The sequence below is a fragment of the Streptomyces spinosus genome, from assembly GCF_020400655.1.
In the GTDB taxonomy this organism is placed as follows: Bacteria; Actinomycetota; Actinomycetes; order Streptomycetales; family Streptomycetaceae; genus Streptomyces; species Streptomyces argyrophylli.
Genome location: NZ_JAINRC010000003.1, coordinates 378,787 through 402,844, shown reverse-complemented (window position 1 = coordinate 402,844; position 24,058 = coordinate 378,787). Strand labels below are relative to the sequence as shown.

Below are 24,058 nucleotides of genomic sequence, written 5' to 3'. Positions count from 1 at the left end.
CGGACCTCAAGCGCGCTCGAGGTCAAGGGCGGGCTGGCCGAGGATCAGGGACACCGCCGTCACCGCGCTGTTGAAGGACACCTCCGCGAGCACGCCCGGGGCCGCCACCTGGTCTCCCACGAGGTAGACCCCGTCGCCGCGGTCCACGGCGGGCCGGTCCCGCCAGCTGCGGCCCGGCAGGTCCACGGCCCCCGTACGGCCGTCCGCCACGGCCTCCCGCCGCCAGGTCACCCGCTCCCGCCACCCCCGGAACCCGAGGTCCAGCAGGTGTTCGGCGCGGGCGACGCCGTCGGCCCGGGCCTGGCCGGGCCCGATCGGGAACTGTCCCTGGATCAGCTGTTCCCCGGCGGGCGCGAGGGACGGGTCCTGCGCGGTGAAGCGCTCGATCCAGCCGGGCGCGTCCAGGTCGGAGACGGCGAAGGCGTCCCCGCGCCGGCTGCGTACGGCGAGGTCGAGCAGGACGGTGCGGCCGCTCGGCCACTCCAGCGCGTCGTCGCGGAGCAGCCGCCGGGCGGCGGGCAGGCCGGTGGCGACGATCACCGGGGTGTCCTCCGGCAGTCCGTCCACCCGGGCACCGGTCTCGATCCGCACGCCCGTGTCCCAGGCCCGCGCGGCCATCCGGTCGATGACCGTGCCCCAGCCGCCGCGCGGGTAGTGCGCCTCCGGCGGCAGCTTGGCGGCCCGGCGCAGCCGCTCCTGCACGAAGGCGGCGGACAGGCTGCCCGGGTCGTGGTGGAACAGGGCGACCGCGGCGTAGTGCGCGGCCGCGCGGGCGCCCTCCTCCCCGGCGATCCCGCTCGCCCAGCCGAGGAAGTCGGCGTCGACGGGGGCCGGGCCGACCCGGCGCCGCAGCAGCTTGAGCAGGGCGAGGGGCGGGGTGCGGCGCAGCGCTCCGCGGTGGCGCAGCCGCAGCCGGGCGGCCTGAAGGGGCGGCAGGGCGGCGAGCGGGCCGATCAGGTTCCGCTGCCTCAGCCAGGTCCAGTGCGGGCCGCCGGCGTACAGGGCGTGCGGGCCCTCGTTGGTCCGGTACGGCCCCTGTGCCGTCCGGGCCCGCCCGCCCAGGGTGCCGTGGGCCTCGTACACGGTGACCCGGGCGCCGGCCTCGGCGGCGGTGATCGCGGCGGTGAGTCCGGCGAAGCCGCCGCCGATGACGGTGATGTGGTGCGCGGGCTTGTGCATGGTTCTCCCTGCGGTCGGTGCGCCTGTGCGGCAGTACGACGGCCCGTGCCGCGCCGTGTGTGACATCCCGGGGTTTCCCCGGGCCGGCGCCGGTTGTCAGTGGCGGGGTGCAGCATGGGCGCATGGTGAGGCGAGCGACGGGAAGCCGGCCCGCGGGCCGGGAGGCGGTGCGGGGCGCGCGGCGGCCGGAGGTGCGGCTGCCGCCGCTGGAGCCCTGGGCGGAGGGGGAGCTGGCGCCCGACGGCGACTACGACGGGCTGGAGTTCCGGGAGTGCGACCTCGCCGGGCAGGACGGCGCGGGCGCCCGGTTCATGGACTGCGCGCTGACGGGCTGCGCGGTGGACGGGACCGCGCTGGGCCGGGCCCGGGTGCTGGACTCGGTGCTGACCGGACTGCGCGGGGTCGGGACGCGGCTGGCCGAGGCCACGCTCAGGGACGTCGAGCTGGTCGACGCCCGTCTGGGCGGTACGCAGTTGCACGGTGCCGTGCTGGAGAGAGTCGTGATCCGGGGCGGCAAGATCGACTACCTGAACCTGCGCGAGGCCCGCCTCAAGGACGTCGTCTTCGAGTCCTGCGTGCTGGTCGAGCCGGACTTCGCGGGCGCGCGCCTGGAGCGGGTGGAGTTCACCGACTGCGCCCTGAAGGGGGCCGACTTCGGCGGGGCGAGCCTGACCGACGTCGACCTGCGCGGGGCCGCTCCGCTGGAGATCACCCGGGGCCTGGACCGGCTCTCCGGCGCGGTGATCAGCACGGGCCAGCTGCTCGACCTCGCCCCGGTGCTGGCGGCGGCGATGGGCATCCGGGTCATGTGACCGCCGCTTCGGGACGGGCCGGGGTGGCGGAGCCGGTGTGACGTGTCACGCCACGCCCCGTCGCGGGCCGCCCGTCCTCATGGGCGGTCCGGCTTGCCGTCGCCGTACAGCCAGTCCTTCCAGATGCCGCCGAAGTCCTGGTCCGGGGCCTTCTTCTCGACGTACGCGGTGAAGTCGGCGGTGCTCGCGGTGGCGTGGCGGTGGGCGGCGGCCCAGCCCTGGAGGATGGCGTGGAAGGTGTCGTCGCCGGCCTTCCGGCGGATCTTCTGCAGGACCATCGCGCCGCGCTCGTAGACCGGGCTGCCCGAGATGTGCGCGGCGTCCGGCTGCCTGCCCGGCGGGAACGCCCAGATGTCCTCGCGGTCGCCCTCGTACAGCCGGGTGAACGTCTCCTGGGCGGTGGGCCCGCCGTGGTCCTCCTGGTACAGCCACTCCGCGTACGTCGCGAAGCCCTCGGCCAGCCACATGTCCCGCCAGGACCGCGGGGTGACCGAGTCGCCGTACCACTGGTGGGCGAGTTCGTGGACGAGGACCGAGGTGTTCAGCTGGTCGGCGGGGAAGACGGGGCGGTTCTGCGTCTCCAGGGCGTAGCCCGCGTCGTGCGGGCGGTCGACGATCGCACCGGCCGAGGAGAACGGGTACGGCCCGAAGTTGTCCTCCTCCCAGTCGAGGATCTCCGGGAGCTTCGCGAGCACCTTCGCGCTCGCCTGGGCCTGGGTGGGGTCGACGGCGGTGAGGACGGGCAGGCCGTGCGGGCCGGTGCTCCGGGTGATGTCGTAGCGGCCGATGGCCACGGTGGCGACATGGCTCGCCATGGGCCGGCCGGTGTGCCAGTGGTAGGCGGTACGGCCGTCCTTCGTGCTCTGGCCCGTCAACTCGCCGTTGGAGACGGCCTGCAGACCCTTCGGCACGGTGACCGTGATGTCGTACGTCGCCTTGTCGGAGGGGTGGTGGTTGCCCGGGTACCAGGCCATGGAGCCGACGGGTTCACCGAGGGCGAGGGCGCCGTCGGCGGTGGGCAGCCAGCCCTCCTCGGAGCCGTCGGGGTCGGTGAGGGTGCGCGGGGTGCCCGAGTAGCGGACGGTCGTGCGGAACGTCCCGCCCCGGGCCAGGTCGTCGTGCGGGCGGACGGTGAGTTCCTGGCCGGCGCGGTTCCAGCGGGCGTCCTCGCCCTCGACGGTGACCGAGTCGACGTGCAGCCCCGCGAGGTCGAGGTCGAAGGCGGGCAGGTCCCGGGTGGCCCGGGCCGTGATGACGGCCGTGCCGGTGAGCCGGCGGGTGGCCGGGGTGTAGTCCAGGGTGAGGGCGTAGTGGCCGACGTCGTAGCCGCCGTTGCCCGCCTTCGGGAAGTACGGGTCGCGCACCCCGGAGCCGCCCGGGGTGCCCCGCACGCCGCCGTCGCACGCGGTGCCGGTGAGGGCGAGGGCGAGGAGCGCGGCGAGGACCGGGACAAGGCGTACGGATCTGGACATGCCGGCGATCTTAGGCACCGGGCCCGTCCCGGGCGGGGCCCACCGCGTCGACGGCGAGACCGGGCGGGCGGGAACCGTCGCGGGAGCCGGGTGGAGAGGGCCGACAGGGACCGCTGTTGTGGGGGCGGGGGTCGGGTGGCCCGGGGGCGGTGGAGCGCGGCCGGGGCCGGGGGTCCGTGGGCGGAACGGGACGGGGCGGGCCGGGCCGGCGGGGGCGGGAGCCGGGTCGGCGGGAGTCCATGGCTCCCGACGGCGGCGCGTCCCGGGCGGGTTCCGCCGCGTCGACGGCGAGGCCGGGCCGACAGGGACCGCTGCTTCGAAGGCGGGGGTCGGGCGGGCCGGGGAGGGGGAGCGCGGTCGGGGTCGGTGCGGTGGGGCCCGTGAGCAGGGCGGGCCGGGGACGGGGGGCAAGGCTGGGGTCGGGGCAGCCAGGCTCGGGGGACCGTGAGCGGGGCCGGGGCGGCGGGTCCCGGGCTTCCGAGGCGGGCCGGGGCGGTGGGGGCCGGGTGACTGCCGGCGAGGCCGGGTCGATGCGGGCCGGGTGACCGCGGGCGGGGCCGGGTGGGGTGGCGTGACACCATCTCCTCCGTGCTCGACATCGGCTACGCCCTCTCCAACCGGTTCCCGGACCCCCCGCAGACCGACTACCGCCGCGCGGACGTCCACGCGCTGCGGTACGACCTGTTCTGCGGAGACGTCTATCTCGCGGACACCGAGTCCGACCGGGAGCTGTCCACAGCCTGGGGATGGGTGCCGGTGCTGGACTTCGCGTGGGCGCTGTGCGACATCGTGGAACGCCTGGACCGGGACCCGATGGGCTCCCGCGCCGCCCGCCCGCAGCGCGCGGAGCTGGACTTCACCGAGTCCACCGACCGCATGCTCTTCGAGCGCCGCTTCGGCTGGGTCGACATCACCGCCGACTGGATGCCGGCCGAGGAGTCACCGCTGACCTTCTCTCACGCCGAACTGCGCCGCGAGGCCCGCGACTTCCTGCACGACCTGCTCGCGGACCTCACCGACCTCCACGAGGACCTGGCGGAGAACCCGGCGGTCTGGACCCTCCAGGCCCGCTTCCCCCGGGTGCCGTGAAGCGGGTGCGGTGAAGAAGGCCTCCGGCCGTGAGCCGGGGCCTCCTCGCACGGCTCACACCCGTCAGACGTTCACGCCGAAGTCCTGGGCGATGCCCACCAGGCCCGAGGCGTAACCCTGGCCCACCGCGCGGAACTTCCACTCCTCGCCGTTGCGGTACAGCTCGCCGAAGATCATGGCCGTCTCGGTGGCCGCGTCCTCGGACAGGTCGTAGCGCGCGATCTCGGCGCCGCCCGCCTGGTTGACGATGCGGATGTAGGCGTTGCGGACCTGGCCGAAGTTCTGGCCGCGGTTCTCGGCGTCGTAGATGGAGACCGGGAAGACGACCTTCTCGATGTCGGCCGGGAGCGCGGCCAGGTTGACGTTGATCGCCTCGTCGTCCCCGGCGCCCTCGCCCGTGCGGTTGTCGCCCGTGTGGACGATCGAGTTGTCCGGGGTCTGCTTGTTGTTGAAGAAGACGAAGTGGGCGTCCGAGTAGACCCTGCCCTGGCCGTTCACCGCGATGGCGGAGGCGTCCAGGTCGAAGTCCGTGCCGGTCGTGGTGCGGACGTCCCAGCCGAGGCCCACGGTGACGGCGGTCAGGCCCGGAGCCTCCTTGGTGAGCGAGACGTTGCCACCCTTGGACAGGCTTACAGCCATTGTTGGGAGTCCCTTCCTTAGATATCCGTGCGTATCGGCGCACTCTGTGCCGACGAAGCTACCGTCACCCGGGACAACGTCGAGGGGGGTCCCCGTGGTTCCGGGTCCCTTTACCTTTTTTACCGAACCGGAAATCCAGGTGACGTGAGGCGGGCCGGGTCGGGAACATGAAGGACATGTCCGGGCCCTACCTCATCCGTGGCTCCGTCTCGCTTCCCGAGGCCGAGCTGATGTGGCGTTTCTCCAGGTCGTCCGGGCCCGGGGGGCAGCACGTCAACACCAGCGACTCCCAGGTCGAGCTGCGCTTCGACCTCGCCGGCACGCAGGCGCTTCCTCCGGTGTGGAGGGAGCGGGCTCTGCGGCGGCTGGCCGGCCGCCTCACCGACGGGGTGGTGTCCGTACGGGCCTCGGAGCACCGTTCCCAGTGGCGCAACCGCGAGGCCGCCGCCGTACGCCTCGCCGCGCTCCTCGCGGAGGCCACCGCGCCACCGCCCAAGCCCCGCAAGCCGACCCGCATCCCGCGCGGCATCAACGAACGCCGGCTGCGGGAGAAGAAGCAGCGCGCGCAGACCAAGCGGGGCCGTTCGGGCAGGGACTGGGGCTAGGCAGGCCGGGGCCGCGCCCCGGCACGTCTCCCCGCGCCCCGGCACGTCTCCCCGCGCCCCGGCACGTCTCCTGTCACGTCTCCCCGCGCCGTGTCACATCTGCGCGCTCCCCGTCGTCAGGGTGGTGCAGGAGGACCCGGGACCGCCGGGGACGACGACGGAGAGGCCGCAGCCACCCATGACCGAGGACGACTTCCTCGCCCGGCGCTTCGAGGCGCACCGGGGGCATCTGCGGGCCGTCGCCCACCGGATGCTCGGCTCCGCCGCCGAGGCCGAGGACGCCGTGCAGGAGGCCTGGTTCCGGCTGAGCCGGTCCGACACCAGCGAGGTGGAGAACCTCGGCGGCTGGCTGACGACCGTCGTCGGCCGGGTCTGCCTCGACATGCTCCGCTCCCGCCGCTCCCGGGGCGAGCAGCCGCTGGAGACCTGGCGGCCGGCGCCCTCCGCCGAGCCGGACCCGGTGCGGGACGCCCTGCTCGCCGACTCGGTCGGGCCGGCCCTCCTCGTCGTCCTGGACACGCTCTCCCCGGCCGAGCGGCTCGCCTTCGTGCTGCACGACCTGTTCGGGGTGCCCTTCGAGGAGGTCGGCGGCATCCTGGGCCGCAGCCCGGCGGCGGCCCGGCAACTCGCCAGCCGGGCCCGGCGCCGGGTGCGGGGCGCGCAGGCGCCGCGGACCGACCCGGCCCGGCAGCGGGAGGTGGTGGACGCCTTCCTGGCCGCCGCGCGCGACGGCGACTTCGACGGGCTGCTGGCGGTGCTCGACCCCGCGGTGGAGGCCCGTAGCGAGGCCGGTGTGAACCGCGGCGCGGCCCGGGTCGCCGCCGGCGCGGCGGCCTTCGCTCATCTGGCGTGCGCCGCGCGTCCGGTGCTGGTGGACGGCGCGATGGGCCTGGCCGTGTTCGCCGGCGGCCGCCCGGAGCGGGTCCTGGCCTTCACCTTCGCCGCCGGCCGCATCTCGGTGATCGACATCATCACCGGGCCCGCCCGGCTGGCGGACCTCACGGTCGAGGAGCTCTGAGCGGCCTGGCTCAGGACAGGTCCAGCACCCCCACCGTCTGGTCCCCGCTCGTCTCCCCGTTCTTCCGGAAGCCCAGGCGCAGGTAGAACTCCTCGGGGCCGTGCGGGCCGGGGTGCCAGCTGACGTACATCCGCGTGCCGCCCCGGCGGCGGATCTCGGCTGCCACGGCGTCGACGGCGAAGCGGCCGTAGCCCCTGCCCTGCTCGCCGGCGGCGATGTTCAGCCGCCACAGCCCGGAGCGCCGCACGCTGCCGTCGCCGTGCCAGTCGATGTCGAAGAAGGCCATCAGGAAGCCTGTCGTGCGGGCGCCGTCGACGATCAGGCGGGGCCAGGCGACCCCGGCGGGGTGGACGTACGCCTCGGCGAGGGAGCGTACGACCGGTGAGACGGCGTGTTCCTGGTCGGGGCGGACGCGCAGGGCGACGGCGGTGTCGAAGTTCCGCGGAGTGACTTCTTCCAGACGTGGTGTCATCCGCGCACCGTAGGCAGGCGCTCCCCGGCGCCGCCACGGAATTCGCGGGCCGGCCCGGCGGGGCCGCGCGGCGCCCGGCTCAGCCCAACTGCCGGTACCGCCCCCGGAAGTACAGCAGCGGGCCGCCCTCGGCGCTCGGCACCCGGGCGGTCAGGACGCGGCCGATGACCAGGGTGTGGTCCCCGGCGGTCACCCGCTGCTCGGTCCGGCACTCCAGGGTGGCCAGCGCGCCGCCGACCAGCGGGGCACCGGTGACCTCGCCCCGGACGTAGGGGATGTCCTCGAAGAGCAGCCGGTCGCTGATGCGGCCCTTCATGGCGAAGCGGCCGGCGATGTGCCGCTGGCTCTCGGTGAGGACCGACACCGCCCACAGCGGCTGCTCGTCGAGCAGGTCGTCCATGCGGGCGCCCGTGCGCAGGCTGACCAGGACCAGCGGCGGGTCGAGGGAGACGGACATGAACGCGGTGGCGGTCATGCCGACGTCCTCCATGCCCGGCGCCTCGGGGTCGTCCGGGTCCAGCGGCGGTTCCTGCGCGGTGACCAGGACCACGCCGGCGGCCAGCCGGGACATCGCGGCCCGGAACTCGTCGTTGCTCACCCCCTCAGCATGCCCGGTGGGCAGGGGGGTCGTGGGGGAGGGAGTCTTCAGCACGCCGGAAACGCTAGCTCCCGCCCCGAGCGGCCCGCATCGGCCCTCCGCCCGAGCCGGGTCCTAGGACCAGCGGCGCACACAGGCGGCAATCGGCCGGATACGTGCATCATGTGAGCACGGGCGCACGCTGCGCGTTCAGGAAACGCACAGGGCAAACGCAGAAACTCCACTCAATTGTTCACGTTCTCCTGTGACTTGAGTCACAAGGGGCAGGAATTGTTGACCCTGTGTACCGAGTGGGCTTCGCGCTGTGATTCAGTGGCGGGGAAGCCACGAAGAGGTTCAGACACAACCCTTGATTCGCTGCGAGGTCTCGGGGGGAGGGTGAGCATGGAGACCGAGTCGGAGCCGTATGTCCGCCTTGCGTCCCTGCGACAGCTGCACCAGGTCATGGCCGACATGAACACGGCACGCAGCCTGGCGGACACACTGCAGACCGTCGCCGACGGCGCCGTGTCCGCCCTCGGCTACGAGATGGCGGCCGTCAACCTGGTCCGCCAGGACGGCGATCTCGTGGTCGCCGCCTTCTCGGGCAACTCCGCCGCCGAGGCCCTGATCACCGGCCGGGCCGGCTCGCGCGATTCCTGGGACCGGCGGCTGAACATGGGCGAACGCTGGGGCGACCTCGTCTTCATACCGCACACCGAGGGCTGGGTCCTCGACGACGACGACGTCCCCCAGTGGTACACCGACGGGCCCGCGCCGCGCTTCGAGGACGAGTGGCACCCCTCCGACCGGCTCTTCGCGCCCATGTACACCCCCGGCGTGCAGGGCAGCTCCTGCGGCGAACTGCTCGGCGTCATATCCGTCGACCGGCCGCGCAACGGCCGCCGCCCCGGCGCCTGGGGCCGCGAGGCCCTCCAGATGTACGCCTTCCAGGCCGCCATCGCGATCAGCAACGCCCGCCTGCGCGCCAACATGCAGCGCGCCCTGGTCCGTCTGGAGCGCGAGCAGCAGGCCCTGCGCGCCAGCGAGGAATCCTTCCGGCAGGCCTTCGAGTACGCACCCTCCGGCATGGCCATCGCCGAGATGGGCGGCGACCAGCACGGCCGCATCCTGCGCACCAACGACGCCCTGTGCCGGCTGCTCGGCCGGCCCGCCTCCGCGATGCGCCGCTACTCCTTCGCCGACCTCGTCCACCCCGAGGACGTCGGCACCCTGCTGCGGACCTCCGCGGAGGGCGGCCGCGCGGAACTGCGCCTGGGCCGCCGCGACGGCACCTACGTCTGGGTGTCCCTGCGCAACAGCGTCGTCGCCGACGCCGCCGACGGCCCCCGCTTCCTGCTCACCCACGTCGAGGACATAGAGGAGCGCAAGCGGCGCGAGCTCCAGCTCGCCCACCGCGCCTCCCACGACTCGCTGACCGGCCTGCCCAACTCCGCCGAGCTGCGCTCGCGGCTGTCCGCCCGGCTCTGCCGGCGCCCCGCCCACGCCGGCGCGCTGGAGTCCCTGGACGCGGCCTACGGCCACCCCGCCTTCGACGCCCCCGCGGGCCACGGCTTCGACTTCACGCCGGGCGCGGAGGGCTTCGACGCCTACGACCACCATGTGCACACCGTCGCCCCCGAGGACGGCCGCGACGACGGCACCAAGGGCCTCGCGGTCCTCTTCTGCGACCTCGACGGCTTCAAGTCGATCAACGACCGGTTCGGGCACAACGCGGGCGACGCGGTGCTCATCGAGGTCGCCCGGCGGCTGAGCAACGGTGTCCGGGACGGCGACACGGTCGCCCGGCTCGGCGGCGACGAGTTCGTGATCCTCGCCGACGGCCTCGGACGGGCCGACGCCCAGGACCTCGCCGTACGGCTGCGCAACGAGATCATCCAGCCGATCCGCGCCGAGGGCCGGGCCGTCCGGGTGGGCGCCAGTTTCGGCATCGGCTGGGCACACTGCGGAATGACGGCGGACGAGGTGTTGAAGTCCGCTGACGAGCGGATGTACGTAGAGAAACGATCTCGTCCCAAACAGCACCGGCGCGCTGGATGAAGCGCAGGTCAGCGAGTTGACGCGGTCCGGGCCACCCGTTTGGGCCAGCGAGAGCGGGTAGGCTCGCCATTCCACACCCGTACCGCATCCGCCCGCACCTGTTGAGGAGTACCAAGGGATGACGCCCGGCGACAACGGCGCGAGCACGCCCGAGGACGACGACCCGTTCGGCTACCTGTACGCAGACGGCCAGGCCCGGGGAGCCCAGCCGCCGTCCGGCGGTTACGGCTACCCGAACTCGGTCAGCAGGGTGCGTACGGTCGGCGAGCGCAGCTACGGCGCGCAGCAGGCCACGTACGGCCAGGGCGGCCCGCAGCAGGGCGCCTACGGCCAGCCGAGCGCCCACTACCAGGCCCCGGAGACGCTGCCGGGCGGCGCCCCGGCCTCCCACCGCCCCGCGGCCCCCGCTCCCGGCCGCCGCGGCCCCAACACCAAGGGCCTGCTGATCGGCGCCATCGCGGTGGTCGCCGCGGTCGTCATCGGCATCGGCGTCGCGATGATCAACGGCAACACGGACGACGACAAGTCCGGCAACGAGGCCGGCTCCACCCCGGCCCAGTCCCAGACCGGCAGCCCGAGCCCTTCGGGGAGCAGTTCGGCGGCGCCGGGCGAGCTGCCGAAGTCGGACGCGAGCGCGCTCCAGCTGGCCGGCGGTGCGACCAAGGCGACGGACGTGCAGGGCGCACGGGCGGCGGGCGGCACCTATGTGACGGGTTTCAACCAGACCGGCGCCTCGATCACCTGGACCGTCGACAATATCCCCGAGTCCGGGAAATACAGTGTCTACGTCGGTTACAGCGTTCCCGGCAAGGACGCCACCGCCACCCTCACGGTCAACGGCACGGCTTCCAACACTCCTGTCGGACTGAAGAACTGGGCGCACGCCGCTGCGGGCGATTACCAGAAGGGCTGGACGAAGACGTACAACTGGATCCAGCTCGACAAGGGAAGGAACACCATCGCGCTCTCGTGCGCGCAGGGAAATCAGTGCGATGCTCTGATCGACCAGATGTGGCTGGTGAAGGGCTGGGTCAATTCCAGCGGCTGAGCCCCGAAGCGGGTGCGGTGCCCTCGAGGAAGGCGCCGCCCAACAGTGCGCCGTTCACGGCCACCGTCGTCAGGCTTTCCCGGCCGAACCCGCTACGCGGGCACGTCCGGCGAGAGGCCGCACAGCTCTCACGCCGCCGTCACCGCCACTCGCGTCAGGAGCTTCTCGTAGGCCGCGCGGTCGAAGTCGCCTGCTGTCCGGGACCGCACCGTCGCCGCCGACAAGGCGACCGCGCGGGTGAGGCGGTCCGGCCAGGGGAGGTGTTCCGCCAGGCCGGACAGCAGGCCCGCCACCGCCGAGTCGCCCGCGCCGGTGGGGTTGCCGAACTCGGGGGCCGGCGGAGTGGCGTGCCAGCGGCCCTCGGGGGTGTCGGCGAGCAGGCCGTCCGGGCCGAGGGAGGCCACCACCGTGCGGGCGCCGCGGCGCCGGGCGTCCCGGGTGGCGCGCAGCGGTTCGTGGGAGCCGGTGAGCTCGGCCAGTTCGTCGGCGTTCGGCTTGATGATGTCCGGGCGGGCCGCGACGCCCCGGCGCAGTGGTTCGCCGCTGGTGTCCAGCAGGACGGGCACACCCTGGGCGCGGGCCAGCCGGACCAGGTTCGCGTACGCGCCGACCGGGACTCCCGGGGGCAGGCTCCCGCACAGGGCCACCGCCGAGGCGCCGTCCAGCAGTTCCTCGTAACGGTCGAGGAAGGCGCCCCACTCGGCCGGCGCGATCTGCGGGCCGGGCTCGTTCAGCTGGGTCGTGTCACCCGCGAGTTCGTCGGCCACGGCTATCGTGCGCCGGGTCGCCCCGGCGACCGGCACCAGCGCGTCCGTCAGTCCGGGCGTGCCGGCCAGCCGGTCGCGTACCGCCCGGCCGGTCCCGCCGCCCGCGAAGCCGGTGACCGTCACCTCGTGGCCGAGCGCGGCCAGGACCCGGGCCACGTTCACGCCCTTGCCGCCGGGCCGTTCGGCCACCTCGGAGACACGGTGCGAGGCGTGCGGCCGCAGCGACCGCACGCGATAGGTGATGTCGAGAGCGGTGTTCAGCGTGACCGTGAGGATCACCCGGGCCGACCTCCCTCGAAGTCCGTGCGGCTGTCTCGGTTTCCGGGGCCTCGATCATGCCAAAGAGACGGCGGTCGGCCCAGTGCGCGGGTCGGCCTCCGTCTCCTCGACGCCGGTACGGATCAGGGCAGTTGGGGCGCTACCACCCATTCACCCTGCCGCATCACGCCCTTCAGCGCGAAGTCGGCGTCCAGCAGGACCAGGTCGGCGTCCTTGCCGGGCTCCAGGGACCCGACGCGGTCGGAGAGGCCGAGCAGCCGGGCCGGGTTGGCCGACAGGGCGGTCACGGCGTCCTCCACCGACAGCTTGTCGACGGTCACCGCCCGCTGGAACGCGCGGTCCAGCGTCAGCGTGGAGCCCGCGATCGAGCCGCCCTCCACCAGCCGGGCCACTCCCTCGCTGACCTCGACCTCCAGCGGGCCGAGCATGTAGCGCCCGTCGCCGGTGCCGGCCGCGTCCATCGCGTCGGTGATGAACGCCACCCGGTCCGCGCCCGCGTGATGGAACGCCAGCTCCAGCGCGGCGGGGTGCAGGTGGACGCCGTCGTTGATCAGCTCGACGGTGACCCGCTCGTCCTCCAGCAGGGCGGCGATCGGGCCGGGCGAGCGGTGGTTGAGGGCGGGCATGGCGTTGAAGAGGTGGGTGGCGACGGTGGCGCCCGCGTCGATCGCCGCGGTCGTCTGCTCGTAGGAGGCGTCGGTGTGCCCGATCGCCGCGATCACGCCGTGCTCGGCGAGCAGCCGCACGGAGTCGATGCCGCCGGGCAGCTCGGCCGCGAGGGTGACCATCCGCGCCTTGCCGCGCGCCGCGTCGATCAGCTTGCGGACCTCGGCCGGGTCCGGGTCGCGCAGCAGCTTCTCGGAGTGCGCGCCCTTGCGGCACGGCGAGATGAACGGCCCCTCGAAGTGGATGCCCGCGATGTCGCCCTGCTCGGCCAGCTCGCTCAGCAGGCCGGCCTGACGAGCCAGCAGGTCCATCTCGTCGGTGACGGTGGAGGCGACGAGGGTGGTGGTGCCGTGGAGGCGGTGCGTGTGGACGGCGGTGAGGATCTGCTCGGCGGTGCCGGAGAAGGAGGCTCCGCCCCCGCCGTGGTTGTGGATGTCCACGAAGCCGGGGACCAGCCAGTGCCCGGTGACGTCGACGACCTCGGCGCCGGCCGGTGCGGTACCGGCGATGCGCCTGCCGCCGACGGCCACCTGGCCGTTCTTCACCGTTCCGGTGGGGAGCACCACGTTCGCGCCGGTGAGCAGCTGCGGGCCGGTGGGGGTCGGCCGCGCCCCCGACGGGGCGCCGTGCCTGCCCGGGGTTTCCCGCTCGGTTGCCATCAGGTGCTTACCTCCGGAGTCGTAGAAGTGGCTGTCAGCAGGTCCTGCGCGAGCAGCCCCGCGCCCAGGCAGCCGGCCGCGTCGCCCAGCGCCGCCGGGACGATCGTCGGCAGTTTCTGGAAGGTGACCCGGTGCCGGACGGCGTCCCGCAGGGGCCGGAACAACACTTCCCCCGCCTCGGCCAGGCCGCCACCGATGATCAGCGTGCGGGGGTCCAGCAGGGTGAGGGCGGTGACCAGCCCGTCGGCGAGCGCGTCCACCGCCTCCTGCCAGACCCGGACGGCGTTCGGGTCACCGGACGCGACGGCGCGGGCGCAGTCCGCCGCGTCCGCCGCGGGGTCGCCGCCGGCCGCCGCCCAGGCCTCGCTGACGGCGGAGGCGGAGGCGTACCGCTCCAGGCAGCCGCGCTGCCCGCAGGGGCAGACCGTGCCCCCGGGGCGTACGACGATGTGGCCGATCTCGCCGGCGAAGCCGTGCGCGCCGGCCTCGACCCGGCCGTCGATGCCGATGGCGCCGGCGATCCCGGTGCCCAGCGGCACGAACAGGAACCGGTCCGCGTCCCGGCCCGCGCCGATCCGGCCCTCCGCGAGGCCGCCGGTGCGGACGTCGTGGCCGAGGGCGACGGGCACCCCGAGCCGCTCGGTGAGCAGGGCCCGCAGGGGGACGTCCCGCCAGCCGAGGTTGGCGGCGTAGACGGCGGTGCCGTTCGTCTCGTCGACGATGCCGGGGACGGCGATGCCGGCCGCGCGGGCGGGCTCGCCGTAGTGCTCGACGCCGTAGGCGCGCAGCTCGGCGGCGAAGTCGAGGATGCCCGCGAGCACCGCCTCGGGGCCGCGCTCGCGGCCGGTGGCGCGGCGGGCGCGGTGGAGCAGCCCGCCGTCGTCGCCGACCAGGGCGGCCTTCATCCCGGTACCGCCCACGTCGAGGGCGATGACATGTCTCACCACGGGCCTAGTGTGGCCCGCCCACCCGCGAGAGGTCTAGTCCACTCACGTGGTGTAGACCTTATGTGTCCACATATTGAACCGTCAGACAGCAGGGTTGGGGATTTGAGCGTGCGTCGGCGTACGGCAGGAACGATCGCGGTGGTGTCCGCACTGGGCATGACGGCGGTCCTCGGCGGCTGCGGGAGTACGGGTTCCTCCGACGTGACTCTCAGACTCGTCGCCGCCGACTACGGCGACTCCGCCGCCAACAGCTCCAGGAAGTACTGGGACGCCCTGGCCAAGGAGTACGAGAAGCAGCACCCGGACGTGAAGGTCGAGGTCAGCGTCTACTCCTGGAACGACGTCGACCGCAAGGTCAAGGAGATGGTCGACGCCGGCCACGCCCCGGACATGGCCCAGATCGGCGCCTACGCCGACTACGCCGCCGCCGGCAAGCTCTACCCGGTCTCCGACCTGCTCTCCATACGCACCCAGGCGGACTTCCTCTCCCCGCTCTCCGACGCCGGCCAGTGGAAGCACACGCAGTACGGCATCCCGTTCGCCGCCTCCACGCGCGTGCTCTTCTACAACAAGACCCTCTTCGACAAGGCCCACCTCACGGCGCCCACCACCTGGGACGAGCTGGCCGCCGACGCCACGGCGCTCAAGGCGCAGGGCGTGCAGTACCCGTACGCGCTGCCCCTCGGCCCCGAGGAGGCCCAGGCCGAGACCATGCAGTGGCTGCTCAGCGGCGGCAACGGCGGCAGCGGCTACACCGACGACGTCGGCACCTACACCATCGACTCCGCCACGAACGTCGAGACCTTCACCTGGCTCAAGGACGAGCTGGTCGGCAAGGGCCTGACCGGCCCGGTCGCCCCCGGCAAGCTGAACCGTGCCGCCGCGTTCGCCGCGTTCGCCGACGGCCGGGTCGGCATGGTCAACGGCCACCCCACGCTCATCCAGCAGGCGGCCAAGAAGGGCGTGAAGTTCGGCACGGTGCCGATGCCGGGCCGTACCGGCAGGGCCAGGGCCTCCATGGGCGTCGCCGACTGGATGATGGGCTTCAAGCAGAACGGGCACGCCGAGCAGATCGGCGACTTCCTCGACTTCGCCTACGACGAGAAGAACGTCCTCGCGTTCTCCCGCGAGTACGGGCTGCTGCCGGTCACCAGCTCCGCGTCCAACACCATGGCGGCGTCGGACGCCCCCGCCGACAAGGCCCTGCGCCCCTTCCTGGAGCAGCTGCCGACCTCGGAGCTGTACCCCGTCGGCAAGACCTCCTGGGCGGCGGTCAGCGCGGCCGTGAAGCAGAACATCGGCCAGGCGGTCGCCCCCGGCGGCAGCCCCTCCGGTGTCCTGACCCGCCTGCAGTCGACGGCCCTGGCGGCCGACAGCAGCAGCGTGAACTGAAGGCCCGCTGTCGGTGCCCGCCGCTACCGTGGCGGGCATGGAACTGGGCACCCGCGAGAAAGCGGTCCTCGCGCTGGAGCGCCGGGCCTTCCCCGGCCCCGGCGCGAAGGAACGCGCGATACGGGAGGAGCTGGATCTCTCCCCCGTCCGCTACTACCAGCTCCTCAACGCCCTCCTGGACGACGAGCGGGCCCTCGCCCACGACCCGGTGACGGTCAACCGCCTGCGCCGGATCCGCGAGGCGCGACGCGCGGAACGCTGAGTCCCCGGGCGCCCCGGCGCACGTCCGGGGCGCCACCCCGGACGTGCGGCGGCGGCGCCCAGGCGTGAGCCGCCCCGGGCTGGATAGTGTCGCGGTATGGACGCTATGGACGCTCTGCCGACCCCGCGCACCCAAGCCGGTCAGGACGGCCTCGCCGCCCTGCTCGCGCGGCCCCGCACCGCCGTGGTCGGCCTGGACTTCGACGGCACGCTGGCCCCGATCGTCGCCGACCCCGAGCAGGCCCGCGCCCACCCCGGGGCCGTGCCCGCCCTCGCCGCCCTGGCCCCCGAGATCGCCTCCGTCGCCGTGATCACCGGCCGCCCGCCCGAGGTCGCGGTCCGCTACGGCGGCTTCGCCGGCGTCCCCGGCCTGGAGCACCTCACCGTCCTCGGCCACTACGGCGCCGAGCGCTGGGACGCGGCCACCGGCGAGCTCACCGCCCCGCCCCCGCACCCCGGCGTCGCCGCCGCCCGCGCCGAACTGCCGGGCCTGCTGGAGCGCGCCGGAGCGGGGGAGGGCACGTGGATCGAGGAGAAGGGCCGGGCGCTGGCGGTGCACACCCGCCGCGCCCCCGACCCGCGGGCCGCGTTCGAGGCCCTGCGCGCCCCCCTCGCCGACCTCGCCACCCGGCACGGCCTGATCGTCGAGCCCGGCCGCATGGTCCTGGAACTGCGTCCACCGGGCATGGACAAGGGCGTGGCCCTCCTCGACCACGCCCGCGCCGTCCAGGCCGGCTGTGTCGTCTACGCCGGCGACGACCTGGGCGACCTCCCCGCCTTCGCCGCGATCGAGAAGCTCCGCACCAACGGCGTCCCCGGCCTGCTGGTGTGCAGCGGCAGCACGGAGGTCACGGAACTGGCGGACCGGGCCGACCTCGTGGTCGACGGCCCGGAGGGGGTCGTGGGCCTGCTGCGGGCGCTGGCCGCTCAGCTCGGCCGGGGGTCCAGCGCCGCCAGCTGATCGAGGAACCACCGGGCCGGCGGCAGCGCGGTCGCGGCGGCGGCCAGCCGCTTCGAGCGCTCCGCCCGCGCGTCCGCCGGCAGGGCGAGCGCCTCGTGCAGGGCCCGTGCCGTGCCCGCGATGTCGTACGGGTTCACCACGAAGGCGTCCTCGCCCAGTTCCTCGTACGCCCCCGCCTCCCGCGACAGCACCAGCGCGCAGCCCTCGTCGGAGACGACGGGGACCTCCTTGGCGACCAGGTTCATGCCGTCCCGGATGGGGTTCACCAGCGCCACGTCGGCCAGCCGGTAGGCGGCCAGGGAGCGGGCGAAGTCGTCCTTCACGTGCAGCACCACCGGGGTCCAGCCGGCCGTGCCGTACCGCTCGTTGATCTCGTCCGCGACCCGCCGCACCTCGGCGGTGTACTCGCGGTACACGGAGAGGTCCTGCCGGGACGGGTAGGCGAAGGCCACGTGGACGACCTTCTCCCGCCACTCGGGGTGGTCCTCCAGCAGCTGCTCGTAGGCCAGCAGCCCGCGCACGATGTTCTTGGACAGCTCCGTGCGGTCCACCCGGACGATCGTCTTCCGGCCCGCTCCGATCTCCGCCCGCAGCGCCGCCATCCGCTCGTCCACGTCCGGCTGGTGCGCCCGCTGGCGCAGGAAGTCCGCGTCGGCGCCCAGCCCGTGCACCCCGATCCGGGTGCCGGCGGGGATGCCCGGCCCGAGCACCGCGTGGCAGCAGTCCGTGAACGCGTCCGCCCACCGCCGGGTGAGGAACGCCGCCCGGTCCGCGCCCAGGATGCCGCTGAGCAGCTCGGCCGCGATGTCGTCGGGAAGGAGCCGGAAGTAGTCCGGCGGCGCCCACGGGGTGTGCGAGAAGTGGCCGATGCGCAGGTCGGGCCGGAGCTGGCGGAGCATCCGCGGCGCCAGAGCCAGGTGGTAGTCCTGGATCAGCACGGCCGCGCCCTCGGCCGCCTCCTCGGCCAGCGCCTCGGCGAACGCCCGGTTGTAGGCCTCGTACGACGCCCACTGCCGCCGGAAACCGGCGTCGAAGACCGGCTCCAGCGGGGTCTGGTACAGCATGTGGTGGACGAACCAGAGCACCGAGTTGGCGATGCCGTTGTACGCCTCGGCGTGCACGGTCGCGTCGATGTCGAGCATCCGCACGCGCTGCCCGCCGGTCTCCTCGGCCGGCAGCAGCCCGCCGGCCGCGCGCCGGACGGCCGCCCGGTCGCCGTCGCCCAGCGCGGCGCACACCCACACCGAGTCCGCGTCGGAGCCGATGGCGGACAGTCCCGAGACCAGCCCGCCGCCGCCCCGCCGGGCGTGCAGCGAGCCGTCCTCGCCCACCTGATAGGAGACCGGGCCGCGGTTCGACGCGACCAGCACCTGAGCCTTCTGAGCAGCATCGAGCGTGGAAGCCATACGCCTCAACCTAGCCCGGCCCCCAACCGCTCAAACGTACGGCCCGCCCGGCGGGCCGACCGTATACGGCCCGTTCACGCCACCTTGCGCTCGGCGTACTCCGCGATCTCCACCATGGGCGGCCGCTCCTCGGTGTCCACCGAGTAGGTGCGCGGCTCGAACCCCTCCTGCCCCCGCTCGAACTGGGTCAGCGCGGGCCGTATCAGATGGCCGCGGGCCAGCCGGAGCTGGGCGGTGCGGTAGATCGCGGCGGCCATCCGGCCGAGCGCCTGCCCGTCCTGGTGCCGGTGCCTGCGCACGCCCACGTCGACCTGGGCCAGCGCGTCCAGGCCCACCAGGTGCAGCGCGTCCACCAGCATGCCCAGCTCCACGCCGTAGCCGACGGGGAACGGCAGCTGTTCCAGCAGCGTGCGGCGGGCCGCGTACTCGCCGCCCAGCGGCTGCACGAACCCGGCCAGCCGCGGCCAGTGCATGTTCAGCAGCGGGCGGGCCATGAGTTCGGTGACCCGGCCGCCCTGTCCGGCACTGCCGCCGAGCGGGCGGTCGTACATCGCCTTGACCAGGTCGACGTCCGGGTCGGTGAGCAGCGGGCCGACGATCCCGGAGACGAAGTCGGAGGAGAACTCCCTGAGGTCCGCGTCGATGAAGCAGACGATGTCCCCGCCGGTCACCAGCAGCGACCGCCACAGCACCTCGCCCTTGCCGGGGACGGCCGGGAGGCGCGGCAGGATGGTGTCGCGGTGGACGACCCGGGCGCCGGCGCGCGCGGCGACCTGGGAGGTGCGGTCGGTGGAGCCCGAGTCGACGACCACGAGCTCGTCGACGAGCGGCACCTGCTCCATGAGGTCGTGCCGGATGACCGCGACGATGTCGCCGACGGTCTCCTCCTCGTTGAGCGCGGGCAGCACGACGCTGACGGTCTGGCCCGTGCGCTGCTTGGCGGCGAGGATCTGGTGCAGCGGTCGGTCGGCCACGGACCAGGACCGGGTGGTCAGCCAGCGCTCGACTTCTTCCAGCACAGTCTGTGGCTCCTCACGGGTGTCTCGCGGTTCGGACGGCTATCTCAACTGTCCCGGCCGTCGGTTACAGTCTTGAACAACGCCGATGACCATCGCATGTCGGGGGTCGGGTGCGTTCCACAACCGCATACCGCTCATCCAGAGGGGCAGAGGGACACGGCCCGGTGAAGCCCCGGCAACCCCCCTGACCGGACTCGTTCGCGCGAGGCTCACGGCCAGGGCAGGTGCCAATTCCGTCTCACGGCGAGGTGCGTCGTGAGGAAGATGAGGAGAAAGGGCCTCGCCTCCATGGCTGTGCAGACAGTTGCCACCACCAGCGAATCCACCGTCGACCTCGGCCCCGCCACGGCCCTGAGCTGTCGCGAGTGCGGTCACCGGGTGCCGCTCGGCCCGGTCTTCGCCTGCGAGGAGTGCTTCGGCCCGCTGGAGATCGCCTACGACTTCTCCGCCTACGACACCGAGGAACTGCGCCGCCGCATCGAGGCGGGCCCCGCGAACATCTGGCGCTACGCGCCCCTGCTGCCGGTCCCGGCGGACGTCGCCGGCAAGCCGAACATCAACCCGGGCTGGACCAAGCTCGTCAAGGCCGACAACCTCGCCCGCGAACTGGGCGTGACCGGCGGTCTGTACGTCAAGGACGACTCCGGCAACCCGACCCACTCCTTCAAGGACCGGGTCGTGGCCCAGGCCCTGGAGGCCGCCCGCGCCTTCGGCTTCACCACCCTGTCCTGCTCCTCGACCGGCAACCTGGCCGGCGCCGTCGGCGCCGCCGCCGCCCGCGCCGGCTTCCGCTCCTGCGTGTTCATCCCGCACGACCTGGAGCAGGGCAAGATCGTCATGGCCGCGGTCTACGGCGGTGAACTCGTCGGCATCGAGGGCAACTACGACGACGTGAACCGCTTCTGCTCCGAGCTGATCGGCGACCCGGCCGGCGAGGGCTGGGGCTTCGTCAACGTCAACCTCCGGCCGTACTACGCGGAGGGCTCCAAGACCCTGGCGTACGAGATCTGCGAGCAGCTCGGCTGGCGGCTTCCGGACCAGATCGTGGTCCCGATCGCCTCCGGCTCCCAGCTCACGAAGATCGACAAGGGGCTCCAGGAGCTGATCAAGCTGGGACTGGTCGAGGACAGGCCGTACAAGATCTTCGGCGCCCAGGCCGAGGGCTGCTCCCCGGTCTCCACCGCCTTCAAGGCCGGCCACGACGTCGTACGGCCCCAGAAGCCGAACACCATCGCCAAGTCGCTGGCCATCGGCAACCCGGCCGACGGGCCGTACGTCCTGGACATCGCGCGCCGCACCGGCGGTGCCGTGGAGGACGTGACGGACGAGCAGGTCGTGGACGCGATCAAACTGCTCGCGCGGACCGAGGGCATCTTCGCGGAGACCGCCGGCGGCGTGACGGTCGGCGTCACCCGCAAGCTGCTGGAGGCGGGCGTGCTGGACCCGGCGAAGACCACCGTCGTCCTGAACACCGGTGACGGGCTGAAGACCCTGGACGCGGTGGCCGGGACCGGCCTCACCGCCACCATCCGCCCGACCCTGGACTCCTTCCGAGAGGCCGGCCTCGCATGACAGGCGCCCGGCCGCGAGGCCGGACGCGACCCGCGGCCCGGTGGAGGCCGGCCGCGGCCACGCGGTGCCGGCCGCACCGACGACACGGCCCCGCCTCCCCGGGGCGCCGCCCCGCCGTACCCGTGAACCCGACCGGAGGTCCGACCGCATGAGCGTGACCGTTCGCATCCCCACCATCCTGCGCACCTACACCGGCGGGCAGGCCGAGGTCGCCGCCGAGGGCGCGACGCTCGGCGAGGTCATCGCCGACCTGGAGAAGAACCACACGGGCATCGCCGCGCGCGTCCTGGACGACCAGGGCAAGCTGCGCCGGTTCGTCAACGTGTACGTCAACGACGACGACGTCCGCTTCGAGCAGGGCCTCGACACGGCGACCCCCGAGGGGGCCGGCGTGTCGATCATCCCGGCGGTCGCCGGCGGCTGAACCGGGAATCCGCCCGTTTATTACCTTCGGTAACCGCGGTTACCGGCTGTGCACCCGATTGCCCCCTCCGTGAGAGAAACGGAGGGGGCAATTCAGTGTGATTGAGCGCGGTAGAGTTGGGGAACGCGGTCGCGGCCCACGGGTCGCGCGCCTTGCCACTCATGCCGCCCGCCCGACAAGAAGTAGCCAAAGTGTGCGGGTTGTCTGCGGCTTTTGTGGCCTTTATGGGGCCCGACTTGCCCTGAATTCAGAGGAATTCTCACCACATTCCGGATCGCTCGCGTCCAGAATTCTCGTCCGATTGACCTGTTGCAGACGGCAGTTGGACAGATACATTCAGCCGCGGTCGACGCGTTCCGGCGCACGCCCCCGACCAGTTGGGGGGTGAGGTCTGACCCGGGTCCGCGAAGTGTGGATCTGTGCAAGGGCCAGTAATAGGGGAGTTAGGCATGGCTCAGGGCACCGTCAAGTGGTTCAACGCGGAGAAGGGGTACGGCTTCATCGCGGTCGACGGTGGTGCGGACGTCTTCGTCCACTACAGCGCGATTCAGATGGACGGCTACCGCACCCTGGAAGAGGGCCAGCGGGTCGAGTTCGAGATCTCGCAGGGCCAGAAGGGTCCGCAGGCCGACATGGTTCGCGTCACCGCCTGAACGTTTCTTGTCCGAAGGGCCCGCACCTCGCAGAGGGTGCGGGCCCTTCGCCGTGCCCCGGTTCCGCCGTTCGCGTGCGGCTGACGGAGGCCTCCCACCCGCCCAGGCGCTTGCACTCGACCATGCCGAGTGCTAATCATTGGCGTTAGCACTCTGAAGGTGAGAGTGACAGCGAAGGACCGGGTCGGTGAGGCCCGCGGGCCGGGTGGGGCAAGGAACCACGAGGCGCGCGAGCCGTCCGTCGCGGGCGCGGGCGCGGTCCGAAGGAATCACCCCCAGTCCTGGAGGGACCACTTCACATGGCCAAGATCATCGCGTTCGACGAGGAGGCGCGGCGCGGCCTCGAGCGCGGCATGAACCAGCTCGCGGACGCCGTGAAGGTGACGCTCGGCCCCAAGGGCCGCAACGTCGTCCTCGAGAAGAAGTGGGGCGCCCCCACGATCACCAACGATGGTGTCTCCATCGCCAAGGAGATCGAGCTCGAGGACCCGTACGAGAAGATCGGCGCCGAGCTGGTCAAGGAAGTCGCCAAGAAGACGGACGACGTCGCCGGTGACGGTACGACCACCGCGACCGTGCTCGCCCAGGCCCTGGTCAAGGAAGGCCTGCGCAACGTCGCCGCCGGCGCCAACCCGATGGCTCTGAAGCGCGGTATCGAGAAGGCCGTCGAGGCCGTCTCCGCCGCCCTGCTGGAGCAGGCGAAGGACGTCGAGACCAAGGAGCAGATCGCCTCCACCGCGTCCATCTCCGCCGCCGACACCCAGATCGGCGAGCTGATCGCCGAGGCCATGGACAAGGTCGGCAAGGAAGGCGTCATCACCGTCGAGGAGTCCAACACCTTCGGTCTCGAGCTGGAGCTCACCGAGGGTATGCGCTTCGACAAGGGCTACATCTCCGCCTACTTCGCGACCGACATGGAGCGCATGGAGGCGGTGCTGGAGGACCCGTACATCCTCATCGCCAACTCCAAGATCTCCTCGGTCAAGGACCTGCTCCCGCTGCTGGAGAAGGTCATGCAGTCGGGCAAGCCGCTGCTGATCATCGCCGAGGACGTCGAGGGCGAGGCCCTGTCGACCCTGGTCGTCAACAAGATCCGCGGCACCTTCAAGTCCGTCGCCGTCAAGGCCCCGGGCTTCGGTGACCGCCGCAAGGCCATGCTCGGCGACATCGCCATCCTCACGGGCGGCGAGGTCATCTCCGAGGAGGTCGGCCTCAAGCTGGAGAACGCGACCCTGGACCTCCTGGGCCGCGCCCGCAAGGTCGTCATCACCAAGGACGAGACCACCATCGTCGACGGTGCCGGCTCCTCCGAGCAGGTCAACGGCCGCGTGAACCAGATCCGCGCCGAGATCGAGAACAGCGACTCGGACTACGACCGCGAGAAGCTGCAGGAGCGCCTGGCGAAGCTCGCCGGCGGTGTCGCGGTCATCAAGGCCGGTGCCGCCACCGAGGTGGAGCTCAAGGAGCGCAAGCACCGCATCGAGGACGCCGTCCGCAACGCCAAGGCGGCCGTCGAGGAGGGCATCGTCGCCGGTGGTGGCGTGGCCCTGCTCCAGGCCTCCCAGGTCTTCGAGAAGCTGGAGCTCGAGGGTGACGAGGCGACCGGCGCCAACGCCGTGCGCATCGCGCTCGAGGCCCCGCTGAAGCAGATCGCCGTCAACGCCGGCCTCGAGGGCGGCGTCGTGGTGGAGAAGGTGCGCAACCTGACCCCGGGTCACGGCCTGAACGCCGCGACCGGCGAGTACGTCGACCTGGTCGCCGAGGGCATCATCGACCCGGCGAAGGTGACCCGTTCCGCGCTGCAGAACGCCGCCTCCATCGCCGCGCTGTTCCTCACCACCGAGGCCGTCATCGCCGACAAGCCGGAGAAGGCCGCGGCCCCGGCCGGCGGCGGCATGCCGGGCGGTGACATGGACTTCTGATCGACCTGACGGTTGATCGCTCGTCCTGCGGACCGAGGGCGGCACCCCCAGCTACCGGCTGGGGGTGCCGCCCTCGGCGTTGTCCGGGGCCGGGGAACGTGTCCGGTATCACGTGGGCGAAGCGGGGACCTGTCCGGTACGCGGGCGGACGGGCGGTG

23 protein-coding genes and 1 riboswitch are annotated in these 24,058 nt (G+C 72.9%); of the genes, 13 read left to right on the top strand and 10 right to left on the bottom strand.

Annotation, left to right across the window (positions count from 1 at the left end; all coding sequences use genetic code 11):
* Nucleotides 1-6 precede the first annotated feature (6 nt).
* On the bottom strand, nt 7-1,179 hold the full coding sequence (locus LG395_RS08725) for an FAD-dependent oxidoreductase (RefSeq protein ID WP_225808989.1): 1,173 nt from the start codon (nt 1,177-1,179) through the stop codon (nt 7-9).
* A 122-nt stretch (nt 1,180-1,301) separates the two neighbouring features.
* On the opposite strand from LG395_RS08725, the gene LG395_RS08720 reads away from it, so the two are divergent.
* Nucleotides 1,302-1,991 carry a pentapeptide repeat-containing protein gene (locus tag LG395_RS08720; RefSeq protein ID WP_225808988.1) on the top strand — a complete coding sequence of 230 codons (690 nt, stop codon included), beginning with the start codon at nt 1,302-1,304 and terminating at the stop codon, nt 1,989-1,991.
* Nucleotides 1,992-2,068: 77 nt separating this feature from the next.
* Here the strand turns inward: LG395_RS08720 and LG395_RS08715 are convergent, their stop codons facing one another.
* Nucleotides 2,069-3,463: a M1 family metallopeptidase gene (locus tag LG395_RS08715; RefSeq protein ID WP_225808987.1), complete on the bottom strand. Its 1,395-nt coding sequence runs from the start codon at nt 3,461-3,463 to the stop codon at nt 2,069-2,071.
* A 588-nt stretch (nt 3,464-4,051) separates the two neighbouring features.
* On the opposite strand from LG395_RS08715, the gene LG395_RS08710 reads away from it, so the two are divergent.
* Nucleotides 4,052-4,552 (top strand): hypothetical protein, encoded by a 501-nt coding sequence (locus LG395_RS08710; RefSeq protein ID WP_059250377.1) that lies wholly within the window; start codon nt 4,052-4,054, stop codon nt 4,550-4,552.
* Between the two features lie 63 nt (nt 4,553-4,615).
* Here LG395_RS08710 and LG395_RS08705 read toward each other — a convergent pair whose 3' ends face one another.
* Complete coding sequence (locus LG395_RS08705; protein WP_171155139.1) at nt 4,616-5,191, bottom strand: TerD family protein; 576 nt, start codon at nt 5,189-5,191, stop codon at nt 4,616-4,618.
* 167 nt (nt 5,192-5,358) lie between these two features.
* Between LG395_RS08705 and arfB the strand changes: the two genes are divergently transcribed.
* Together arfB and LG395_RS08695 are read left to right on the top strand one after the other, a co-directional pair.
* Nucleotides 5,359-5,796: an alternative ribosome rescue aminoacyl-tRNA hydrolase ArfB gene (gene arfB, locus LG395_RS08700; RefSeq protein WP_171155141.1), complete on the top strand. Its 438-nt coding sequence runs from the start codon at nt 5,359-5,361 to the stop codon at nt 5,794-5,796.
* A 178-nt stretch (nt 5,797-5,974) separates the two neighbouring features.
* The gene (locus LG395_RS08695) at nt 5,975-6,814 is read left to right on the top strand and encodes a sigma-70 family RNA polymerase sigma factor (protein ID WP_225808986.1); all 840 of its coding nucleotides are present in this window, start codon (nt 5,975-5,977) and stop codon (nt 6,812-6,814) included.
* A gap of 10 nt (nt 6,815-6,824) precedes the next feature.
* Here LG395_RS08695 and LG395_RS08690 read toward each other — a convergent pair whose 3' ends face one another.
* Nucleotides 6,825-7,286, bottom strand: coding sequence for a GNAT family N-acetyltransferase (locus LG395_RS08690; RefSeq protein ID WP_171155145.1), 462 nt, complete (start codon nt 7,284-7,286; stop codon nt 6,825-6,827).
* Nucleotides 7,287-7,365: 79 nt separating this feature from the next.
* Nucleotides 7,366-7,938: a flavin reductase family protein gene (locus LG395_RS08685; protein ID WP_171155147.1), complete on the bottom strand. Its 573-nt coding sequence runs from the start codon at nt 7,936-7,938 to the stop codon at nt 7,366-7,368.
* Between the two features lie 330 nt (nt 7,939-8,268).
* Here LG395_RS08685 and cdgB point away from each other — a divergent pair, with 330 nt between their 5' ends.
* Nucleotides 8,269-9,924: a diguanylate cyclase CdgB gene (gene cdgB, locus LG395_RS08680; RefSeq protein ID WP_225808985.1), complete on the top strand. Its 1,656-nt coding sequence runs from the start codon at nt 8,269-8,271 to the stop codon at nt 9,922-9,924.
* Nucleotides 9,925-10,042: 118 nt separating this feature from the next.
* Nucleotides 10,043-10,972, top strand: coding sequence for a CBM35 domain-containing protein (locus LG395_RS08675; protein ID WP_225808984.1), 930 nt, complete (start codon nt 10,043-10,045; stop codon nt 10,970-10,972).
* A gap of 128 nt (nt 10,973-11,100) precedes the next feature.
* Here the strand turns inward: LG395_RS08675 and LG395_RS08670 are convergent, their stop codons facing one another.
* From LG395_RS08670 to LG395_RS08660, 3 genes are all read right to left on the bottom strand, one after another.
* Nucleotides 11,101-12,018 (bottom strand): 1-phosphofructokinase family hexose kinase, encoded by a 918-nt coding sequence (locus LG395_RS08670; protein WP_171155156.1) that lies wholly within the window; start codon nt 12,016-12,018, stop codon nt 11,101-11,103.
* Between the two features lie 122 nt (nt 12,019-12,140).
* Entirely contained in the window at nt 12,141-13,268 is a 1,128-nt protein-coding gene (gene nagA / locus LG395_RS08665; protein WP_225809054.1) for an N-acetylglucosamine-6-phosphate deacetylase, read from the bottom strand.
* Between the two features lie 74 nt (nt 13,269-13,342).
* The gene (locus tag LG395_RS08660; protein ID WP_171159928.1) at nt 13,343-14,287 is read right to left on the bottom strand and encodes an ROK family protein; all 945 of its coding nucleotides are present in this window, start codon (nt 14,285-14,287) and stop codon (nt 13,343-13,345) included.
* Nucleotides 14,288-14,398: 111 nt separating this feature from the next.
* Here LG395_RS08660 and LG395_RS08655 point away from each other — a divergent pair, with 111 nt between their 5' ends.
* The 3 genes from LG395_RS08655 (at nt 14,399) to otsB (ending at nt 16,904) form a co-directional block, all read left to right on the top strand.
* Complete coding sequence (locus tag LG395_RS08655; protein ID WP_443743009.1) at nt 14,399-15,682, top strand: ABC transporter substrate-binding protein; 1,284 nt, start codon at nt 14,399-14,401, stop codon at nt 15,680-15,682.
* A gap of 37 nt (nt 15,683-15,719) precedes the next feature.
* On the top strand, nt 15,720-15,944 hold the full coding sequence (locus tag LG395_RS08650) for a DUF3263 domain-containing protein (RefSeq protein ID WP_171155160.1): 225 nt from the start codon (nt 15,720-15,722) through the stop codon (nt 15,942-15,944).
* 96 nt (nt 15,945-16,040) lie between these two features.
* A complete protein-coding gene (gene otsB / locus LG395_RS08645) occupies nt 16,041-16,904 on the top strand; it encodes a trehalose-phosphatase (RefSeq protein WP_171155162.1) in 864 nt (287 codons plus the stop codon).
* On the opposite strand, the gene LG395_RS08640 is transcribed toward otsB, so the two are convergent.
* Nucleotides 16,871-18,310 (bottom strand): alpha,alpha-trehalose-phosphate synthase (UDP-forming), encoded by a 1,440-nt coding sequence (locus tag LG395_RS08640; protein ID WP_225808982.1) that lies wholly within the window; start codon nt 18,308-18,310, stop codon nt 16,871-16,873. The genes otsB and LG395_RS08640 overlap by 34 nt on opposite strands.
* A gap of 74 nt (nt 18,311-18,384) precedes the next feature.
* Nucleotides 18,385-19,329, bottom strand: coding sequence for a glucosyl-3-phosphoglycerate synthase (locus tag LG395_RS08635; protein WP_171155166.1), 945 nt, complete (start codon nt 19,327-19,329; stop codon nt 18,385-18,387).
* Between the two features lie 131 nt (nt 19,330-19,460).
* A riboswitch (SAM riboswitch) is annotated at nt 19,461-19,600 on the top strand.
* 17 nt (nt 19,601-19,617) lie between these two features.
* Here LG395_RS08635 and thrC point away from each other — a divergent pair.
* From thrC to groL, 4 genes are all read left to right on the top strand, one after another.
* Nucleotides 19,618-20,901, top strand: coding sequence for a threonine synthase (gene thrC, locus LG395_RS08630; protein WP_171155168.1), 1,284 nt, complete (start codon nt 19,618-19,620; stop codon nt 20,899-20,901).
* 148 nt (nt 20,902-21,049) lie between these two features.
* Complete coding sequence (locus tag LG395_RS08625) at nt 21,050-21,325, top strand: ubiquitin-like small modifier protein 1 (RefSeq protein ID WP_030341971.1); 276 nt, start codon at nt 21,050-21,052, stop codon at nt 21,323-21,325.
* 449 nt (nt 21,326-21,774) lie between these two features.
* Entirely contained in the window at nt 21,775-21,978 is a 204-nt protein-coding gene (locus LG395_RS08620; RefSeq protein ID WP_004986573.1) for a cold-shock protein, read from the top strand.
* Between the two features lie 299 nt (nt 21,979-22,277).
* Complete coding sequence (gene groL, locus LG395_RS08615) at nt 22,278-23,900, top strand: chaperonin GroEL (RefSeq protein ID WP_014673417.1); 1,623 nt, start codon at nt 22,278-22,280, stop codon at nt 23,898-23,900.
* Nucleotides 23,901-24,058 lie beyond the last annotated feature (158 nt).

Coding starts and splice junctions, on each gene's coding strand:
- LG395_RS08650 (WP_171155160.1), top strand. CDS start 15,720: ATGGAACTGGGCACCCGCGAGAAAGCGGTCCTCGCGCTGGAGCGCCGG.
- LG395_RS08620 (WP_004986573.1), top strand. CDS start 21,775: ATGGCTCAGGGCACCGTCAAGTGGTTCAACGCGGAGAAGGGGTACGGC.
- thrC (WP_171155168.1), top strand. CDS start 19,618: ATGGCTGTGCAGACAGTTGCCACCACCAGCGAATCCACCGTCGACCTC.
- LG395_RS08720 (WP_225808988.1), top strand. CDS start 1,302: ATGGTGAGGCGAGCGACGGGAAGCCGGCCCGCGGGCCGGGAGGCGGTG.
- LG395_RS08715 (WP_225808987.1), bottom strand. CDS start 3,463: ATGTCCAGATCCGTACGCCTTGTCCCGGTCCTCGCCGCGCTCCTCGCC.
- LG395_RS08725 (WP_225808989.1), bottom strand. CDS start 1,179: ATGCACAAGCCCGCGCACCACATCACCGTCATCGGCGGCGGCTTCGCC.
- LG395_RS08640 (WP_225808982.1), bottom strand. CDS start 18,310: ATGGCTTCCACGCTCGATGCTGCTCAGAAGGCTCAGGTGCTGGTCGCG.
- groL (WP_014673417.1), top strand. CDS start 22,278: ATGGCCAAGATCATCGCGTTCGACGAGGAGGCGCGGCGCGGCCTCGAG.
- arfB (WP_171155141.1), top strand. CDS start 5,359: ATGAAGGACATGTCCGGGCCCTACCTCATCCGTGGCTCCGTCTCGCTT.
- LG395_RS08625 (WP_030341971.1), top strand. CDS start 21,050: ATGAGCGTGACCGTTCGCATCCCCACCATCCTGCGCACCTACACCGGC.
- LG395_RS08690 (WP_171155145.1), bottom strand. CDS start 7,286: ATGACACCACGTCTGGAAGAAGTCACTCCGCGGAACTTCGACACCGCC.
- cdgB (WP_225808985.1), top strand. CDS start 8,269: ATGGAGACCGAGTCGGAGCCGTATGTCCGCCTTGCGTCCCTGCGACAG.
- LG395_RS08675 (WP_225808984.1), top strand. CDS start 10,043: ATGACGCCCGGCGACAACGGCGCGAGCACGCCCGAGGACGACGACCCG.
- LG395_RS08695 (WP_225808986.1), top strand. CDS start 5,975: ATGACCGAGGACGACTTCCTCGCCCGGCGCTTCGAGGCGCACCGGGGG.
- LG395_RS08705 (WP_171155139.1), bottom strand. CDS start 5,191: ATGGCTGTAAGCCTGTCCAAGGGTGGCAACGTCTCGCTCACCAAGGAG.
- otsB (WP_171155162.1), top strand. CDS start 16,041: ATGGACGCTATGGACGCTCTGCCGACCCCGCGCACCCAAGCCGGTCAG.